The following is a 13,308-nucleotide window of genomic DNA, read 5'->3' on the forward strand; positions in this document are numbered from 1 at the left end:
TGTGGAACCCGGCAGCTTCTGGCTGTGGATGGCACTGGTGCCGCTGGTCGGCTGGCTGCGTGATGCTGGTCGAGCCGTACGGCGTGGTCAACACGGGCGACGCGGGTGGGACCTGCCCCACGCAGGACGACGTGTGGGTGTAGCGCGGCTCCCTAGCGCTGCACGATGTGCGCGAACCACTCCCAGCCGCGTACGCGTTCGCAGATCAACTTGGTGCAGGTCAGCATCGGCACCGCCAACAGCGCGCCGGGAATGCCCCACAGCCAGCCCCACACCAGCAGCCACAGCAGGATCGCGATCGGCGACAAGCGCATGCTGGCGCCCTGGATGAACGGCGTGATCAGGTTGCCTTCCACCGCGGTGATGCCGGCGAAGGTCAGCACCGGCAGGAACACCTGCAGGCTGGCGTCGCTGGCGTAGAGCATGCACACCACCGCCAGCAGCGCGGTGGTGACGATCGCGCCGACGTAGGGAATGAAGTTGGCGAACATCGCCACCGCGCCCCACAGCAGCGGGTCGGGCACCTTGTACAGCCATAGCATGCCGGTGGTGACCGCGCCGAGGCTGGCGTTGATCAGCAGCGCGGTGAGCAGGTAGCGCGACACCTCGGCCTGGATGCCGCGCACGATGGTTACCGCGTGCCGCTTGTAGGCGAAGCTGGGGGTGATCTCCACCAGCCGGCGCAACATCGAGTCACCGTAGATCAGGAAGAAGAACACCAGCAGCAGTACGCCGAGCACCGCCGCCAGCACCTTCGGCGCAGTGGAGACCACGTCCCAGGTGCTGAGCGAGATCGGCGTGGCAGGCGGCGCCGGCGCGCGGGTGGTGCCGCTGACCAGGGTCTGGGTGGCGCGGTTGGCCGCCTCCAGCGGCCGGGTGAAGCTGCGCAGTTTCGGCACGAAGCTCCTGATCGCCGCCGGCGCACCCTGGAACCAGCCGACCGCCGGTTGCGCCAGCAGGCCCGTGCCGCCGCCGATGCCGACCACCAGGCCGAGCATGAGCACGCTGGCGGTGAGCCAGCGCGGCAGGTGCAGGCGCGCGCCGAAGGCGACGATCGGGTTCAGCGCCAGGCCGATGAACGCGGCCAGCACCAGCGGAATCAGCAGCGCCTTGGCCAGCGTGATGGTGTACAGCAACGCCAGCAGCAGCAGCACGTTCAGCACCATGCGCAACGCGCGCAGATGGCGGCGTGCGCCGCGCGCCACACTCAGGCGATGCGTGACCTGCAGGACCGGCTCATCCGGCGTGCCCGGCGTGCCCGGCGTGCCCGGCGCGACCGGTCGCGCCGGCGCGGCTGTGTCGGCGGCATCCGGCGCCGGCGGGAGCGTTCCGGGGTCGCTCACGTGGGTTCGCCGCCATCCGCATCCGCCTCGCCCGCCGTGGCGGGACCCAGCCCCATCGCGCCCAGCTCCGCGAGCAGGCGCGTGCCATGGGCCACCGCCTCGGCCAGCCCGCCGCCAAGCAACGGCGCCAGCCCCGGCACGCGCAGCGGGTGCACGTTGAGGCTGCCCAGCACGAAACCGGCGCCAGCGGCCGCACCCACCGTAAGCAACGGATAGTCGCGACCGCGCGCCAGCAGGGCGGCCGCCGGCGTACTCAGCTCATGCCGCGCCGCGCGCACGCGCAGGCGCGCGGCCTGCACCCTGGCATGCTGCTGCTTCAATACGCTCATTGCCGATCCTCCCCGTCGCCCGGCCCGGCCGCCGCGCCCGCTTCGGCCTTGTGCAGGGTCTCGCGCATCATCGCACTCCACTCACCGCGCGTGGCGGGCAGACTCATCCAGTGCATGCAGCGGCGGAACAGTCCGATCGCGGCGAGCAGGAACAACAGCTGCAGCAACGCCAGCACCAGCAAGGCCCAGATCCACGAACCGAACCACGCCGCCAGCAGCACACCGACCAGGCCAAGCAGGGTCAGGCCGAGCGCGACCCCGGCCACGGTGGCGGCCAGCGCCGCCAGCAACATCCACGAAACCGCGCTGCGCGCCAGCCCCAGTTCCGCCGCCAGCAAATGCCGTTGCGCGCCGAACAGCCGCTTGACCGCGCGGCCGAGCTGGCCGATCTCGGCCAGCAGGCCAGACGATGACGGCGCCGGATCCGGCGCCGTCGCTTCGCGGGATGATGCATCCTCGTCGTGCATGCCCGGTCCCGCGACGCTCAACGTCGCAGGATGCGGCCGAGCAGCCAGCCGGCGCCGAGCGCGATGGCGACCGACTGCACCGGCTTCTCGCGTACGTAGTCGCGCGCCTGTTCCAGCCATGCGTCGGCGCGATCCATCGTCTCGTCGTAGACCTCGCGACTGCGCTCGCTGACCCGCGTGGCCTTGTCGCTGGCCTGGTGGGCGGCGCCGGCCGCCTTGTCGGTGGCGCGGTGCAGGCCTTCCTCGACGTGGTCGGCGACGCGTTCCATTTTTTCCCTGGTGTTGGCTACCGCTTCGGAAGTGGCCTGCTTGATCCGCTCGGCACGCTCGTCGATACGGTCGCCAGTGGCTGGTTCGGGGGACTGGACTTGCTTGTTCATTGCATGCTCCGGAGAAGACTCATGGTGACACAGACACGACGCGATGGCCGCGCCATCAACTGCTGCGGCGGAAGAACGCGATGACCGCGAGGATCAGGAAAATGATGAACAGGATTTTTGCGATCCCGGTCGCCGCGCCCGCAATGCCGCCGAAGCCGAGCACGGCGGCGATGATCGCGATGATCAGAAAAACAAGGGCATAGTGAAGCATGGAGGGCGTCCTAATCTGCAGGGAATGGCGGCGGGGAAACCGCAGGTGGCCATTCATCCACAGCCCATGCCATGCGGGCGTGAAGGGAGTCGGCACCGTCGTGCACGTGATGCCGACGTTTACGCCGGTTTCCGTTCAGCCGGCGAGCGCCGGATTGAGGCTGTAGGTGCCGACCAGTTCCGCCTCGGCCAGCACGTGACCGGCCATCGCCGCACGCAGTTCGGCCAGCGAGAAACCGCCGCTCAACGGCAGCACGGCCACATCGAGCGCGTGCACCTTGAAGTGATAGTGGTGCAGCAACGTATCGTTCCACGGCGGGCACGGGCCGTCGTAGCCGAGGTACTCGCCGCCCATGTCGGCGTCGCCGCTGAACCAGCCGGTGTAGTCGTTGACGCCCTGCACGCTGCCCGGTGGCCCGAACGGCGTGCGCTTGCCGCGCGCGGTGACTTCGTCGCTGCAGGCGCCAGCGGCAAGCTCGCCGCACTCGGCGGGAATGTTCGCCAGCAGCCAGTGCACGAACTCCACCCGCGGCAGATCGGCAGGCACGGTGCGGCCGGCCTGGTTCACGTCGTCGCCGCGGCTGGGCACGTCGGGGTCGATGCAGGTGAGCACGAACGAGCGGGTGGCCGGTGGCGCGTCCTTCCACGCCAGCTGCGGGCTGCGGTTGTCGGACAGCGCGACCGGATCGCCGCGCTTGCCGAACGCGAACTCGGCGGGAATCGGCTGGCCGTTGGCGAAGTTGTCGCTGCGCAGGTGCATGGGGTTTCTCCGCTCGGGTTGCATGGAACGTGGAGTGCGATTCCGGCCTTCGCCGGAATGACGGCGGTGGGGTCCTTATCTCGTCATGCCTGCGCAGGCAGGCATCGCACTTCGGCAACTACAGGATAGTCGGATACAAGTCCTGCCACTCGGTATTGCCCAGCTTGATCAACCGCATCTTCCAGTCGCGCTTCCAGGCCTTGAGCGTCTTCTCGCGCAGGATCGCCGACTCCATGGTGGGGTGAAGTTCGTACCAGACCAACGTATGAATGCGATAGCGGTTGGTAAAACCTTCGACCACATCGTTCCTGTGTTGCCAGATGCGTTTGACCAGATCGCCGGTGACACCGATGTAGAGGACGCCATTCTTCTTGCTGGCCAGCGTGTAGACGCAAGGTTGTCGCCTGTCCATGGCGTTTTCTCTGGTGTTGAGACGCGATTCCTGCCTGCGCAGGAATGACGACTTGATGGTTATGGGCGAGCGGACCGCTTCTTTTATCCCGTCATTCCTGCGCAGGCAGGAATCGCACTTTGCAACCAGATGGCGCCGCACTCACGGCTTGTACGTCACCCGATACACCGCCCCGGCCAGGTCATCGCTGACCAGCACGCTGCCGTCGGGCAGTGGTTGCACGTCGGCCGGACGGCCCCAGGCGCTTTCGTCCTGCTCGAAGCCGCTGACCAGCGGTTCGTACGAGACCACCTTGCTGCCGTTCAAACGCACCGTCATCACCCGGTAGCCGGATTTCCTGGTGCGGTTCCACGAGCCGTGTTCGGCGATGAGGATCGCGCCCTTGTAGCTGGCCGGAAACTGCCTGCCTTGGTAGAAACGCATGCCGAGCGAGGCCACATGTGCGCCCAGCTTCAGCACCGGCGGCACGTAGTCCTTGCAGCTGTGACCCTTGCCAAATTCCGGGTCGAGCGTGTCGCCCTGGTGGCAGTACGGATAACCGAAGTGCTCGCCGGGGCGGGTGATCTCGTTCAACTCGTCGCTGGGCATGTCGTCGCCCATCTCGTCGCGGCCGTTGTCGGTGAACCACAGGCGCTTCGTGCCCGGCTGCCAGTCGAAGCCGACCGTGTTGCGGATGCCGCGGGCCACGTCCTGCCAGCCGCTGCCGTCGGCGTTCATGCGGATCAGCTTGCCGTGATCCGGGCCCGGGTCGCAGATGTTGCACGGCGCACCGATCGGCACATACAGCTTGCCGTCCGGGCCGAATGCGATGAACTTCCAGCCGTGGTGGGTTTCGGTGGGCAGCTTGTCGGTGATCACCGCCGGCTTCGGCGGGTCGTCCAGGTGGTTCTCGATGTCGCGCAGCACGTAGATGCGGCTCACCGCGGAGACGTACAGGTCGCCCCCCTTGAACGCCACGCCCACCGGTAGCTGCAGGCCGCTGGCGATCACCCGCACCTTGTCCGCGACGCCGTCGCCGTTCGTGTCGGTGAGTGCATAGACCTTGCCGGCATCGTTGGAACCGACGAACACCGTGCCCTTCGCGCCCAGCGCGATCTCGCGCGCGTCCGGCACCTGGTCGGCATACACCGCGATGTGGAAACCCTTCGGCAGGGTCAGCCGGTCGAGCGGCGGCGGCGCGGCCAGCGCCGGCAGCGACGACAGGATCAGCAGCAATGGCAGCAGCAGGCGCATGGCGGTGGCTCCGCGATCGAGGGGAAGGCGCAGCGTATACCGGAGTGCATGGCGCCAGAAACCCGGCCGCCCGCTAAACTGCGCCCTTTCGGGGGGAGCGCATGAGCGAACTGGACGACCTCACCACGCTGGTCCGCGCGGCCACGCCGCTGCTGGTGATCGAGACGGTGGACGAGCAACGGGTGATCGAGTGTTTCCGCCACGTGATCGCGCAGGCGCTGCGCCCCCTGTGGCGCTGGACGTTGACCGACGGCCTCAGCCGACTCGACTTCGCCCAGCCCGGCGCCGAGGTGGCACCCGACGCCACCGCCACGCTGGAGGCGATCCGCGCCCAGGGCGAGCGCGGCATCTACCTGATGTTCGACTTCCACGGCCTGCTCGGCTACGCGATGAGCCTGCGCCAGCTGCGCGAGATCGTGCAGCGCCAGCGCTCGGCCGCGCACACCATCGTGCTGGTCGGCGCCAAGGTGGAGCTGCCCGAGGAGCTGGAGGCGCTGTCGCTGCGCGTGCCGCTGTCGTTGCCCGACCTGAAGGAACTGGCCGGCATCCTGCGCGGTGAGGCAGTGGCATGGCAGCGCGAGCAAGGTCGCCACGTCACGGTCGACAACGACGCCGCACGCACCATCATGCGCAACCTGCTCGGCCTGTCCGCACCGGATGCACGGCGCATCGTGCGCAAGCTGATCTACAACGACGGCGCGCTGGGCCCGCAGGATCTGCCCGAGCTGATGCAGTCGAAGTTCGACCTTCTCAACCGTTCCGGCCTGCTGCATTACGAATACGCCACCGCCAGCTTTGCCGACGTCGCCGGGATCGGCCGCGTGCGGGAATGGGTGCAGCGACGGCGCGCGGTGTTCCTCGCCGCCACGCCCGATCCCGCGCTCGACCCGCCCAAGGGCATGCTGCTGCTCGGCGTGCAGGGTTGCGGCAAGAGCCTGGCCGCGAAGGCGATCGCCGGCGGCTTCGGCGTGCCGCTGGTGCGGCTGGACTTCGGCACGCTGTACAACAAGTACCAGGGCGAGACCGAGAAGAACCTGCGCGAGGCGCTGGCCAGCACCGAGCTGCTGGCGCCGTGCGTGCTGTGGATCGACGAGATCGAGAAGGGCCTGGCCGGCGGCGGTGACGATGGTGGCGTGTCGCGCCGCGTACTCGGCTACCTGCTCACCTGGATGGCCGAACGCAAGGCCAAGGTGTTCGTCGTCGCCACCGCCAATGCGGTCAACGAACTGCCTGCCGAGCTGCTGCGTAAAGGCCGCTTCGACGAGATCTTCTTCGTCGACCTGCCGAAGGAATCCGTGCGCGCCGAGATCTTCGCCATGCACCTCAAGCGCCGCCAACTCGACCCCACCGGCTTCGACCTGCCCGCGCTGGCCGTCGCCAGCAATGGCTTCTCCGGCGCCGAGATCGAGCAGACCATCGTCAGCGCGCTGTACGACGCTGCTGGCAACGGCACGCCGCCGGACCAGGTGACCCTGCTCAACGCCCTGAAACAGACCCGGCCGCTATCGGTGCTGATGCGCGAGCAGGTCGACACGCTGCGGGCGTGGGCGCAGGGGCGCTGCGTGGCGGCGGATTAGGCGACCCCGAACCGCGCTGCGCAACACCAATGCGGCGCTAACCCCCGCACCTGTTTCGGCGTAATCTGGAACGCTCATCGTCAGGAGGGTCGAACCATGTTTCGTCGCACCTGCAAGCTGCTCATCCCGCTGATCATGACCTTGCTGCTGCCGGCCGTCGCCAGCGCCGCTCCCGCCAGCGCAGCCGACAACACCACCGCGGCGTTGCAGCAGGCGGTGAATGGCCACTGGCGTTCCGACGCGAACCGGGCCCGCGACAAATACCGGCACCCGCTCGAGACCCTGCAGTTCTTCGGCATCAAGCCGGGCATGACGGTGATCGAGCTGGCGCCCGGCGGTGGCTGGTACACCGAGATCCTCGCGCCCTTCCTCCACGCGCACGGCCACCTGATCGAAGCGGCGCCGCCATCGGCCGCGAAGTTCACCGCCAAGCTCAAGGCCGACCCGGCGGTCTACGGACACATCGCAAAGATCGTCCCGTTCGCCCCACCGGATCAGGTGAAGCTGGGTACCGACAACTCCGCCGACATGGTGCTCACCTTCCGCAACACGCATGACTGGCTCAACCACAGCCCAGCCACGCTCGATGCGGTGTTCAAGGCTGCGTTCAAGGTGCTCAGGCACGGCGGCGTGTTCGGCGTCACCGAACACCGCGCCAGACCGTTCGCCGATGGCGTGGAAAGCGCCGGGGCGTTGCACCGTCTCCCCGAGGATTACTTGATCGCGCTGGCCCTCAAGACCGGTTTCCGCGTGGCCGGCGTAGCGCAGATCAATGCCAACCCGAACGACCCGGAAGACATCAACGTGCACCGCCTGCCGCCGGACCTGTCCGGACCTGACAGCGAGCACGCGCAGATGAAGGCGATCGGCGAGTCGGACCGGATGACGTTGAAGTTCGTGAAGCCTTGATGGTGATGGGCACATCGAGGCCGGCGGGGCTGCTGTAGCGCCGGGCATCGTCGCGCGGCGCACATCGACTGCAAGATGACATCGAGTGATCCATAGTCCCGGCGGATTAGAAATGCAGCCCCGGCGGCTCATTGCAGTCGTATTTTTCGTCGACCTCATCCACGTCGCCCGGCGAGACATGTCGTGCGCTCAACTCCCGCGGAGTGAGATGGCGCCACACATCGACATCGACGCAATGACTATTCTTGACGCCAAACGCACGCTGGGCCGTGCGCATCACCGCGCCTATGCCCTGGCTCATCGGATCGACGAGATGAATGCCAGGTGCGGAGGGCGTATCGGAGCCGGGCACTCCGTGGACGGAGTAGGCGCGTCGAGCATGGCGTAGCCGCTCCTGAAAACCTCCGTCGCTGATGGAATTGTCCTCGCTCGCATCCCGGTTTCGCGCACTGCCTGCACGTGCCTGATGCGCCTCGACGTGTGCAACCAGCTGAACTGCCGGCGGCCTCGACGACCTCGCCGATGACGTCGCAGGGCTGTGTGCCACCGCCGCGATCAGGCGATGCGCCGGTAATGCCCGATACGGCAACGATGGCTGCGCTGGCCGGAAAAAACGCAGCTTGAGCGCCCGTGGGTCGCTTCTCGCGACGGGAGCCGTGTTCCGATAGAAGACCACTGGCCGCAGCAACAGCATCAACAAGCCAAGGTGGCAGCTGATCACCACGACCAGGACCATGACGCGGTAACTCGATTCGCGCAAACTGCAGGACTTCCCCGGCTCTTCTCTCACGGTCGAGCCTTCCCTTGGTACCGGCATGGGGTGGACCGCCCGGCGACTTGCAAAGTTCCTGCACCGCACATCGCGAGCATCGTGGTGCATGGCAGCCATGCGTGGCTGGCGCAATGCGGGGACGACGGCGCGCACGCACTGTACCGACATGCGGCATCATGCATGTCCTACTCGCATTTTTCGTCCGCCATGCCGAACCTGCCGCCGTTCCACCTCGCCTTTCCAGTCACCTCGCTGGCGAACGCCCGCGCGTTCTACGGCGAACTGCTCGGCTGCCCGGAGGGCCGCTCCAGCGACAGCTGGGTCGATTTCGATTTCCACGGCCACCAGATCGTGGCGCACCTGGCGCCGGAAGAGTCGCGCATGACGGAGGCGCACGACGTGGATGGCGACGACGTGCCGGTGCGCCATTTCGGCCTGGTGCTCGACATGGATGCATGGCGTGCGCTGGCCGAACGCTTGCGCGCGGCCGGCACGCGCTTCGTGATCGAGCCGCACATCCGCTTCCAGGGCCAGGTGGGCGAGCAGGCCACGATGTTCCTGCGCGATCCCTGCGGCAATGCGCTGGAGTTCAAGGCGTTCGCCGATCGCTCGCAGCTGTTTGCGAAGTAACGTGGCGATGGAAGTGGAAGACCTGCCCAAGCTGGTACGTGTGCGCATGCCGTACGGCAAGTACCAGGGCCGGCTGCTCGCCGACCTGCCCGGGGCCTATCTGGCCTGGTTCGCACGCAAGGGTTTTCCCGCCGGCGAACTGGGCCACTTGCTGGCGCTGATGCTGGAGATCGACCACAACGGGTTGTCCCGGCTGCTGGAGCCGCTGCGCCAAGGTACTTCCTGAACCACGCTGGTTACACTGCGCGCATGGATGACGAGCGCCTTTTCCGTACTGCTGCCGACGCCCTGGCCGGCGCCGGCTGGTGCATGGTCGACGACCTGCTGACGCCGGCACAGACACTGGCGCTGGCCGATGAATGCCACGCGCTGCATGCCGCGCAGCAGTTGACGCCGGCACGGGTGGGTGCCGCGCGCATCGCCACGCCGCAGCGCGGCGACCGCACGCACTGGTTCGAAGCCGGCGCGCCGAGCCCGCCGCAACGGGTCTTCGTCGAACGCCTCGATGCGCTGCGGACTGCACTCAACCGCGAACTCATGCTGGGCCTGGTCGAGTGCGAGGCGCACTACGCGGTGTACCCACCCGGCGCGCGCTACGCGCGGCACCTCGACCGCCTGCGCGACGACGACGCACGGGTGCTCTCGGCGGTGTTCTACCTCAACGAGGGCTGGCGGGACATCGACGGCGGCGCGCTGCGGCTGTACCTGGACGACGGCACGCATCACGACTTCCTTCCGCACGCCGGCACGCTGCTGCTGTTCCTCTCCGCGCAATTCGAGCACGAGGTATTGCCGGCCACGCGCGACCGCCTGAGCATCGCCTGCTGGATGCGGCAGCGCCCGTTCGGCGCGACCAGCTGAGCGACTGTCCGAAGTCCCCGTCTAGCGGGGATCGGCGCCGAGCAACTCGATCTCGGCCAGGGCACGCCTGGCGTCCGTTGCCGCTGCGTCGAGCTGCACGCGGTAGTACGCGTACTCGCCCGGTTCCCGCACGACGAAGGCCCGGGTCTGCTGCGGCCAGGCGAAGCGTTCATCGCGGCGCGTATCCAGCACGAGCCAGTGTTGTCCGTCGGCAGACCCCTGCAACTGCCAGCCCGACGGCGCCGCGGCGGTGGCACCCGAGGTCAACGTGAGCACGGTCACCCGGCGCGGCCGCGCGAAGCGCCAGTCGATCGTGGTCGATACGCCGGGCAGCATCACCTCGGCACCGGAGTCGTGGTTGAACAGCAGCGGCAGCCCCGCGATGGTGGGCGCGGCGTGGGCGCGGCCCAACCGCTGGTCGAGCAGATTGCGCCACGGCTGCGGCAGGCCCGCGGCGGTGAGCGATGGCGGCACGGCATCTTCGCCGCTGGCCCAGCGCGAAGGCCGCGGCCCCATGGCGAACTCCAGCGTGGCGCCCTGCGCCAGCAGTGCGTGCGGCAGGGTCAGTTTGTTCCACGGCTGGCCGTTGACGCGCAGGCCCTGCACATAGCGGTTGCGGTCGCTCACCGCGGGCGCGTCGATCACCAGGTGCTTGCCGTTCTCCAGCGCGACGTCCATGTGCGGGAAGTACGGCGCGCCGATCACGTACTCCGGCGTGCCCATGCGCAGCGGGTAGAAGCCGGCGGCGCTGAACAGGTACCAGGCGGACATCTCCCCGTTGTCCTCGTCGCCCGGATAGCCCTGGCCGATCTCGCTGCCGACGTAGAGGCGGCTCAACACGTCGCGTACCTTGTCCTGCGTCTTCCACGGCTGGCCGGCATAGTCGTACATGTAGATGATGTGGTGCGAGGGCTGGTTGCTGTGGCCGTACTGGCCCATGCGCACGTCGCGCGCCTCCAGCATCTCGTGGATCGGTTCGCCGTAGCTGCCTACGTGGAACTCGCCCGGCGTGGCGAAGAACGCGTCGAGCTTCGCCGCCAGCGCGGCGCGGCTACCGTACAGCGCGGCCAGGCCCGCGCCATCCTGCGGTGCATGGAAGGCCATGTTCCACGCGTCGGTCTCGGTGTAGTCGCCGCCCCAGCGCAGCGGGTCGAAATCCTGCGCGTCGTGGTGCCACTGACCCGCCGCGTCGCGGCCAACAAAGAAGCCGACGGCAGGGTCGAACAGGTTCGCATAGCCCAACGCGCGCTGGCGGAAGTACGTCGCGTCGTCGGCGTAGTGCGCGGCATACGGATCGTCCGCCGCGGGTTGCTGCGCCAGCGCGGCGGCGAGGTTGCCGATCGCGAAGTCGTTGATGTAGCCGTCCATCGACCACGACAGCCCCTCGTCCACGCCAGTGTCGGTGTAGCCGTTGAAGATCGAACGCTGCAGCCCCTTGCGGCCGGTGCCGGCGAGCGGGCTGACCACGGTAGCGTCCTTCAGCGCGGACTGGTAGAACGCGCGCACGTCGAAGTGGCGCACGCCCTTCAGCCACGCGTCGGCGAAGGCCACGTCGGCGCTGGTGCCGACCATCAGGTCGGCGTAGCCAGGCGACGACCAGCGTGCGATCCAGCCGCCGTCGCGGTACTGCTGCACGAAGCCGTCGATCATCTTGCCCGCTTGCGTCGGCGCGAGCAGCACGTAAGCGGGCCACGCGGTGCGGTAGGTGTCCCAGAAGCCGTTGTTGACGTAGGGCTTGCCGTCGACGACGCGCGCGCCGGTCCGCGTGGGCGTGTCCTGCCCGACCGGCGCGGAAAATGGACTGGCGTAGCGGTGATACGGCTGCGCCGCCGTTCCGGTGTTCTCGTACGCGGAGTTCGGATACAGGAACAGCCGGTACAGATTGGAGTACAGCGTGGTCAGCTCGTCGCGGCTGGCGCCACGCACCTTGACGATACCGAGCTGTGCGTCCCACTGCCGCTGCGCGCGTTCACGCACATCGTCGAAGGTCACGTCGGGCGCGATCTCCAGCGCCAGGTTGTGCCGCGCCTGTTCCAGGCTGATCAGTGAGGTGGCGATGCGCAGGTTCACCACGTTCGTCTTCGTGGTGTCGAAGCCGAACCAGGCGGCCACGTGGTCGCGGCCTTCGCCGCGAAGCCGGCCGCTCTCGCGCACCGGCCGGTCCACCGTGCCGTAGAAGAACAGCCGGGTGGCGCCGGCGGACAGCCGGCTTTTCACCTCGGACCAGCCGCTGAAGCTGCGCCCGGACGGATCCAGCACGATGCTGCCGTGGTCGTCGCGGTTGTCGAACACCAGCTGCGAGCGGTCGCCGGCGAAGGTGAAGCGGAACATCGCGGCGTGGTCGGTCGGCGCGATCTCGGCGACGATGCCGTCGTCGAAGGCGGCGTGATAGGTGTGGGCGTGCGCGGTCTCGTTCGCGTGGCTGAAGCTCAGCGCGCGCGCCGCCCGGTTCGCGCTCGGCGCACCGCGGGCGACCGCGGCCGGCATCAGCTGGAAGGTCTGCCGGTCGCCCATCCACGGGCTCGGCTCGTGCGACAGCGCGAACGCCTCCAGCCGCGGGTGGTTGTCGACATCGTTGCGCTGCTGGTACTGGTAGATCCAGTTCGAGCCGGCGTCGGTCACCGGCGTCCAGAAGTTGAAACCGTGCGGCACGGCCACCGCGGGGAAGTTGTTGCCGCGCGAGAAGCGGGCGTTGGAGTTCGTGCCGCGGCGGGTGTCGACGAAGTCGCTGGGGCGCCGGCGCACATCGGCGGGCGCGGCGCCGACGCGCAGGTCGTCCAGATAACCCTCGAAGCTGGCGGCCGGGCCGTCGTGCATCAGCACGATGCGCCTGATCGTGCGCCCGGCGGCGACTGCGCCCACATCGATCGACAGGTAGTTCCACTGGTCCGGATACAGCGTGCGGCCTTCGCCCTGCGCGTGCGCGGAGGCGCCGACCCGATGCTGGTCGCGCGCGCCGCGGGTGGACAGCCGGCTGCCGTCGTCGAACAGCAGGTCCACCGCGACGTAGGTGGAAGGATTGCGCAGGTCGCCTGCGTTCGACAGCGGGAAGATCAGGTACGACAGCTGCGTGTCGGACTGCACCGGCAGGTCCACGGCATACAGCTCCGCCTGCTGCTTCCCGCCGGCGCTGCCGCGGTAGTGCAGCGAACGTTGCCCGCTGAAACCGACGCCCGGCCTGGCGGTCAGCGCCGCCGCCTGGCCGGGACCGCTGGCCACTTCGACGGTGAACGAGGCACCCGCCAACGGCGCCGTCGGTGCCGGCTCGGTATTCTCAAACGAGCGCAGGAAGCTCGTTTCCGAGGCGCCGGCGGTGAGGCACGGCAGCAGGCAGGCCAGCCACAGAGCCCGGCGCAGCCAGCCGGCTGCGTGCAAGTTCCCCATCCACCCCGATCCGATCATGCCCCGCCCCTGGCTTGCCCACG

General features: G+C 68.2%; 15 protein-coding genes. 5 read left to right on the forward strand and 10 right to left on the reverse strand.

The genetic code is table 11. The features are described 5' to 3' along the window. Positions 1-152: 152 nt before the first annotated feature. From IMW82_RS16875 to IMW82_RS16910, 8 genes are all read right to left on the reverse strand, one after another. Positions 153-1,343 (reverse strand): AI-2E family transporter, encoded by a 1,191-nt coding sequence (locus tag IMW82_RS16875; protein ID WP_108472248.1) that lies wholly within the window; start codon positions 1,341-1,343, stop codon positions 153-155. Further along, positions 1,340-1,672 carry a hypothetical protein gene (locus IMW82_RS16880; protein WP_108472249.1) on the reverse strand — a complete coding sequence of 111 codons (333 nt, stop codon included), beginning with the start codon at positions 1,670-1,672 and terminating at the stop codon, positions 1,340-1,342. Before IMW82_RS16880 ends, IMW82_RS16875 begins: the two co-directional genes overlap by 4 nt. Continuing rightward, positions 1,669-2,139, reverse strand: coding sequence for a hypothetical protein (locus IMW82_RS16885; RefSeq protein ID WP_108472250.1), 471 nt, complete (start codon positions 2,137-2,139; stop codon positions 1,669-1,671). Before IMW82_RS16885 ends, IMW82_RS16880 begins: the two co-directional genes overlap by 4 nt. A 17-nt stretch (positions 2,140-2,156) precedes the next feature. Further along, positions 2,157-2,519 (reverse strand): DUF883 family protein, encoded by a 363-nt coding sequence (locus IMW82_RS16890; RefSeq protein WP_108472251.1) that lies wholly within the window; start codon positions 2,517-2,519, stop codon positions 2,157-2,159. Between the two features lie 55 nt (positions 2,520-2,574). Beyond that, complete coding sequence (locus IMW82_RS16895) at positions 2,575-2,730, reverse strand: DUF1328 domain-containing protein (protein WP_108472252.1); 156 nt, start codon at positions 2,728-2,730, stop codon at positions 2,575-2,577. 135 nt (positions 2,731-2,865) lie between these two features. Beyond that, positions 2,866-3,489, reverse strand: coding sequence for a YbhB/YbcL family Raf kinase inhibitor-like protein (locus IMW82_RS16900; protein ID WP_108472253.1), 624 nt, complete (start codon positions 3,487-3,489; stop codon positions 2,866-2,868). A gap of 118 nt (positions 3,490-3,607) precedes the next feature. Continuing rightward, complete coding sequence (locus tag IMW82_RS16905; RefSeq protein WP_343230546.1) at positions 3,608-4,042, reverse strand: GIY-YIG nuclease family protein; 435 nt, start codon at positions 4,040-4,042, stop codon at positions 3,608-3,610. After that, entirely contained in the window at positions 4,043-5,134 is a 1,092-nt protein-coding gene (locus IMW82_RS16910) for a PQQ-dependent sugar dehydrogenase (RefSeq protein WP_108471195.1), read from the reverse strand. Positions 5,135-5,235: 101 nt separating this feature from the next. Here IMW82_RS16910 and IMW82_RS16915 point away from each other — a divergent pair, with 101 nt between their 5' ends. Next, positions 5,236-6,711 carry an AAA family ATPase gene (locus IMW82_RS16915; protein WP_108471196.1) on the forward strand — a complete coding sequence of 492 codons (1,476 nt, stop codon included), beginning with the start codon at positions 5,236-5,238 and terminating at the stop codon, positions 6,709-6,711. Positions 6,712-6,807: 96 nt separating this feature from the next. Then, positions 6,808-7,620, forward strand: a complete 813-nt coding sequence (locus IMW82_RS16920) for a class I SAM-dependent methyltransferase (protein WP_108471197.1) — start codon at positions 6,808-6,810, stop codon at positions 7,618-7,620. Between the two features lie 106 nt (positions 7,621-7,726). Here the strand turns inward: IMW82_RS16920 and IMW82_RS16925 are convergent, their stop codons facing one another. Beyond that, positions 7,727-8,356 carry a hypothetical protein gene (locus IMW82_RS16925; RefSeq protein ID WP_159082168.1) on the reverse strand — a complete coding sequence of 210 codons (630 nt, stop codon included), beginning with the start codon at positions 8,354-8,356 and terminating at the stop codon, positions 7,727-7,729. A 216-nt stretch (positions 8,357-8,572) separates the two neighbouring features. Here IMW82_RS16925 and IMW82_RS16930 point away from each other — a divergent pair, with 216 nt between their 5' ends. The 3 genes from IMW82_RS16930 to IMW82_RS16940 are packed head-to-tail and all read left to right on the forward strand — an operon-like array spanning position 8,573 to position 9,883. Then, a complete protein-coding gene (locus IMW82_RS16930; protein ID WP_234411300.1) occupies positions 8,573-9,022 on the forward strand; it encodes a VOC family protein in 450 nt (149 codons plus the stop codon). A gap of 7 nt (positions 9,023-9,029) precedes the next feature. After that, positions 9,030-9,248 (forward strand): DUF3820 family protein, encoded by a 219-nt coding sequence (locus tag IMW82_RS16935; protein ID WP_108471199.1) that lies wholly within the window; start codon positions 9,030-9,032, stop codon positions 9,246-9,248. A 23-nt stretch (positions 9,249-9,271) separates the two neighbouring features. Beyond that, a complete protein-coding gene (locus IMW82_RS16940) occupies positions 9,272-9,883 on the forward strand; it encodes a 2OG-Fe(II) oxygenase (RefSeq protein ID WP_108471200.1) in 612 nt (203 codons plus the stop codon). 21 nt (positions 9,884-9,904) lie between these two features. On the opposite strand, the gene IMW82_RS16945 is transcribed toward IMW82_RS16940, so the two are convergent. Next, on the reverse strand, positions 9,905-13,267 hold the full coding sequence (locus IMW82_RS16945) for a GH92 family glycosyl hydrolase (protein WP_211005427.1): 3,363 nt from the start codon (positions 13,265-13,267) through the stop codon (positions 9,905-9,907). Between the last annotated feature and the right edge of the window lie 41 nt (positions 13,268-13,308).

Source organism: Rhodanobacter sp. B2A1Ga4, assembly GCF_018101315.1.
In the GTDB taxonomy this organism is placed as follows: Bacteria; Pseudomonadota; Gammaproteobacteria; order Xanthomonadales; family Rhodanobacteraceae; genus Rhodanobacter; species Rhodanobacter thiooxydans_A.

Bases quoted from the DNA above. Each gene is read 5' to 3' on its own strand.
- IMW82_RS16880 (WP_108472249.1), bottom strand. From the start codon at position 1,672: ATGAGCGTATTGAAGCAGCAGCATGCCAGGGTGCAGGCCGCGCGCCTG.
- IMW82_RS16885 (WP_108472250.1), bottom strand. From the start codon at position 2,139: ATGCACGACGAGGATGCATCATCCCGCGAAGCGACGGCGCCGGATCCG.
- IMW82_RS16890 (WP_108472251.1), bottom strand. From the start codon at position 2,519: ATGAACAAGCAAGTCCAGTCCCCCGAACCAGCCACTGGCGACCGTATC.
- IMW82_RS16895 (WP_108472252.1), bottom strand. From the start codon at position 2,730: ATGCTTCACTATGCCCTTGTTTTTCTGATCATCGCGATCATCGCCGCC.
- IMW82_RS16900 (WP_108472253.1), bottom strand. From the start codon at position 3,489: ATGCACCTGCGCAGCGACAACTTCGCCAACGGCCAGCCGATTCCCGCC.
- IMW82_RS16910 (WP_108471195.1), bottom strand. From the start codon at position 5,134: ATGCGCCTGCTGCTGCCATTGCTGCTGATCCTGTCGTCGCTGCCGGCG.
- IMW82_RS16915 (WP_108471196.1), top strand. From the start codon at position 5,236: ATGAGCGAACTGGACGACCTCACCACGCTGGTCCGCGCGGCCACGCCG.
- IMW82_RS16920 (WP_108471197.1), top strand. From the start codon at position 6,808: ATGTTTCGTCGCACCTGCAAGCTGCTCATCCCGCTGATCATGACCTTG.
- IMW82_RS16925 (WP_159082168.1), bottom strand. From the start codon at position 8,356: ATGGTCCTGGTCGTGGTGATCAGCTGCCACCTTGGCTTGTTGATGCTG.
- IMW82_RS16930 (WP_234411300.1), top strand. From the start codon at position 8,573: ATGTCCTACTCGCATTTTTCGTCCGCCATGCCGAACCTGCCGCCGTTC.
- IMW82_RS16935 (WP_108471199.1), top strand. From the start codon at position 9,030: ATGGAAGTGGAAGACCTGCCCAAGCTGGTACGTGTGCGCATGCCGTAC.
- IMW82_RS16940 (WP_108471200.1), top strand. From the start codon at position 9,272: ATGGATGACGAGCGCCTTTTCCGTACTGCTGCCGACGCCCTGGCCGGC.
- IMW82_RS16945 (WP_211005427.1), bottom strand. From the start codon at position 13,267: ATGGGGAACTTGCACGCAGCCGGCTGGCTGCGCCGGGCTCTGTGGCTG.